Source organism: Lujinxingia sediminis (genome assembly GCF_004005565.1).
Classification (GTDB): Bacteria; Myxococcota_A; Bradymonadia; order Bradymonadales; family Bradymonadaceae; genus Lujinxingia; species Lujinxingia sediminis.
Genome location: NZ_SADD01000031.1, coordinates 1 through 2,804 on the forward strand (window position 1 = coordinate 1; position 2,804 = coordinate 2,804).

The following is a 2,804-nucleotide window of genomic DNA, read 5'->3' on the forward strand; positions in this document are numbered from 1 at the left end:
GCCATGCTGGTTAAACTCATGTTATTTCTCAACTTCAACCCGGGGCTGTGACGCCCACCAACCTCCCCAATCTGGCGAACATTGGCCAATGCCCGAAGATCAACAAGTTTTGGGTTATCTTCAAAATTAGCACCGTGTTCGAGATGCGTCAGGCTGTCCAACGTTTCCATGACCTCAAGATGAGGATTTTCGAACACCGAGACTCCCACCATCGTCTCAACATTATCAAACGCATCAAACGTTTCAAGGTCATATGTAAACTTCACCCCTAAACCCGGGAGTTCATCTATAAAACCAAAACCTTCTAAAGAAACCAAACCCTCAAGCCTTTGAAAATCAAACGAACGTGTTGACTTAGAACACATTTGTTCGCAACCAAGTTCAAGGTCTCCACGATCTTCAAACAACACCCGAAGGTCAAACTCTTCTTCGTGAAAGGGCTCTATAACACAATCCTGAGCCGACGATTGTTCCAACAAACAAGACTCCGGCGTCTCCAAAACGCCTGGAGTGGGCTCGCCACACCCCATATAGATTAGCCAGATTAGAGATACCCAACATAACGTTTTCAACTTGCGCGACATAGGTTCCTCGGCATTAAAAGCGACGACAGAAAAAGCTCGTTTAACTGCCGCCGCCTATCGTTCACACGTGTTTATAATTTAAAGAGCCTGTTTTTACTGCCGGTACCGGACACAACGAGCTTTAGCTCGCACGTCTTTGTCTGGCGCCGCTCGCAAGTCAAGATACCAGTGTGTCCCTTCCGCATTGATTTGAATGCGTTCGCGACCTCCGTCAAATCGTCCCGAGATCTCAGTCAGGTAACAGAACGAACGATCAAGGAGGCCCATCGTGACTCATGATCCCCCACATCTCCTAAACCCCGCATAAACACACATGCTCAAAACCCTCCCAACAATCCTCCCAGCCCCACCTTGCGCAATCGTCCTCGATTTGATCGACTGGCCGCCGACGACAGCGATGAGACCTGAAGAGAAAAGCGAGCGTGATGGAACCGACGACGATGATGGCAGATCTGACGTTGAGCGATGAACTCCAGGACGTGGATCTGGGCGATAAACGACGTCATGAGCGCTTTGTCAGAAGCGCCGCGCTCCGGTCGGAGCGCGGCGTTCTTTCAACCTGGCAAACGATAGACCTCAATCACAGGGCTCATCGCTCAAATTCACCAGAATGACCTCCTCCGGCGGCTCCTCTAGCTGCGCAACCAACGCCTCCGCCTCACAACGTCGGAGGTTGGGGGCATTCTGGATCACCAGGGCCCCATGAATACGTCGAAGGCTCTCGAGGCCGGCCAGGCTGTTCAGCTTCACATACTCAGGATCATCGTCGGAATTAACAATAGCCAGTGTCTCAACTTCCCCAAGGGAATCAAGCCCCCGCATGGATTCCAATTTATATTGATCTCTGATTTGAAATCGTCCGCCGATGACTTCCACTTTTTCAAGGCCCGTCATATCTACAAGGCTACTATTATTCGACAACTTGAGCCCAGGCTCATATTCTCCCCCAATTTCGCCAATTTGCCGGACGTTCGAAAGCGCGCGGAGATCTTTGATCTTAGGATTATCCTCAAAATTCGCTCCATACTCGAGAATTTCAAGACTGGCCAAGGGTTCAATTATTTCGAGTTCTGGATTCTCTTTAATGAAAAAACCAGTCATCGAATCAACACCGTGAAAGAGATCAATAACTTCGACATCCCTCAAAGACCGCACCCCAAAACCGGGCATTTCCTGAACAAAATGGAATCCCTGAAGTGTCGTTAGACCTTCCATTTTCGAAAAATGCAATGAACGCGTTGTTCGTGAGCACCGCTGCTCACAAGCACGTTCAAGGTCCGAAACACTTCGATAGTAGATTGTGCGTTGGTCGTCGTTCTCTCCAAATGACTCCAAATCACAATCCACAGATTCCGAACTTTCAGAAAGACATGAGTCAGGGATCTCTTGACCATCGATCAATTCTGGCCCACAACCTGTGATCAGCACAAAAGCTGCCGCAATAGCTATCGTACCAACGCCATGTAAAACCATGCTAAACTCCGTTCGAGAAAACGCCGGCAACGAACATAATTTCCGTTACCGGCGTTCGTGAGGCATTCAACCAAGCGTTAACACTTTATTGAACTATTGCTGATAATAAACGCAACGCGCTCGACCTCGAACCTCCTTACCGGGTGCCGCACGAACTTTCAATTGCCAGTGGTGGTTATTTGCAACAACTTGAATGCGTTCACGTCCTCCGTCAAATCGACCCGAGATTTCGGTCAAGTAGCAAAATGTACTATCAAGGGGGCCCATCGTGACTACATACTCGTTATTGTGCTCGCCATTATCAAGCACTAGCTTTGCTTCAAACTCATCCCCACTTACAGGCTCCGAATAATATTTCATACCAGCGCTGCTCGGGTACAGCATTCCAAAACCGATAACTTTCGCAAAAAGGTCCCCGACCATCGAACGGAGAAGATATATAGAAGGATTCGGATCATTTTCATCATGTCCTACCCATGCACGCTCACCGAGCCCCTGCATTTTCCCTTTAATTCCGGTCAGCATATACACGCGCCCCCGATCAAACGCCAGAGTTCCTCGCTGCTCGTCAATGAACACATCAAAGTCTCTAAAGTCCTCAAATCGCATCTCATCCGTCTGATCACCGGTAAAGCGCGCCCGGGGCGTGCAATGAAAGGTACCGGAGACAGTATCTGTGATGTTACTTGAATTACTCACGTGGTTCGACGTCGCTGAACCAACCCATCGCGCAATACCGGTACCAGG

3 protein-coding genes are annotated in these 2,804 nt (G+C 49.1%); all 3 read right to left on the reverse strand.

Annotated elements, in window-relative coordinates; all coding sequences use genetic code 11:
• Nucleotides 1-479, reverse strand: a 479-nt coding sequence (locus EA187_RS20125; RefSeq protein WP_164856443.1) for a hypothetical protein, incomplete at its 3' end; no start/stop codon positions are given.
• Nucleotides 480-1,160: 681 nt separating this feature from the next.
• On the reverse strand, nucleotides 1,161-2,057 hold the full coding sequence (locus EA187_RS20130) for a hypothetical protein (RefSeq protein WP_127781475.1): 897 nt from the start codon (nucleotides 2,055-2,057) through the stop codon (nucleotides 1,161-1,163).
• 93 nt (nucleotides 2,058-2,150) lie between these two features.
• Nucleotides 2,151-2,804, reverse strand: a 654-nt coding sequence (locus EA187_RS20135) for a hypothetical protein (RefSeq protein WP_206524440.1), incomplete at its 5' end; no start/stop codon positions are given.